This is a genomic window from Pseudomonas sp. P5_A2_2 (assembly GCF_054177685.1).
On sequence record NZ_JBGCUL010001352.1, the window covers coordinates 1 to 1,017 of the forward strand.

At 62.5% G+C, this 1,017-nt stretch carries 1 protein-coding gene and 1 pseudogene; both read left to right on the forward strand.

Translation table 11 applies throughout. The features are described from left to right. Window positions 1-762, forward strand: a 762-nt coding sequence (locus ACXRVY_RS31350) for a ComEC/Rec2 family competence protein (protein ID WP_458239258.1), incomplete at its 5' end; no start/stop codon positions are given. Then, a pseudogene (locus ACXRVY_RS31355) lies at window positions 759-1,017 on the forward strand (MotA/TolQ/ExbB proton channel family protein); the annotation flags it as partial. The gene ACXRVY_RS31350 and the pseudogene ACXRVY_RS31355, both read left to right, overlap by 4 nt.

The window sequence follows — 1,017 nt, forward strand, 5'->3', positions numbered from 1 at the left end:
GCCGAAGTCTGGCAACTGGACGTCGGCCAAGGGCTGGCGATCCTGGTGCGCACTCGGCATCACACGATGCTGTATGACGCCGGACCGCGTTTCGGTGAGCTCGACCAGGGGGAGCGGGTGGTGCTGCCGGCGTTGCGCAAACTGGGGGTGAAGGGCCTCGACCTGATGCTGATCAGCCACGCCCACGCCGATCATGCCGGTGGTGCCCGGGCGGTTGCCAAGGGCTTGCCGGTGAAACAGGTGGTCAGTGGTGAACCGTCGGACCTGCCTGCGCAGTTGCAGGCCGAGCGTTGTGACAGTGGTCGGCAATGGACCTGGGATGAAGTCGATTTCCAGCTTTGGCACTGGCCATTGGCCGGCGACAGCAACCAGAACTCTTGTGTCCTGCTGATCGAGGCCAATGGCGAACGGTTGCTGTTGAGTGGCGACATTGATGCGGCCGCCGAGAGAGCCCTGCTGGACAGTCCGTTGGCCCTTCCCACCGATTGGCTGCAGGCGCCACACCACGGTAGTCGCAGTTCTTCGTCCAATGCCCTGTTGGATGTCCTGCAACCTAAAGGTGCGCTGATCTCCCGCGGGCAGGGCAATTCGTTTGGCCATCCGCATCCCACGGTCATCGCGCGTTATCAAAAACGTGGAATGGCGATCTACGACAGCGTCGAACAGGGTGCCATTCGTCTGCAACTGGGGCGCTTCGAGCCGCCGTGGTCAATGCGCCAGGAACGGCGTTTCTGGCGCGATCCGCCGCCCTCGGACCAATGACCGGGCATTATCAATGCCCGACCGGATGCGACATCACGGTCTTCGGTGCTTGCACCCCCTATGTTAGAGTGGCGCACTTTTTCGAGGGGACTGTCACTGTGTGGGAATTGGTCAAATCCGGCGGCTGGATGATGCTGCCGATCATTCTGAGTTCCATCGCGGCCATGGCCATCGTCGCCGAGCGCCTCTGGACCCTGCGAGCCAGCCGCGTGACCCCGGAGCATTTGCTCGGGCAGGTCTGGGTCTGGATCAAGG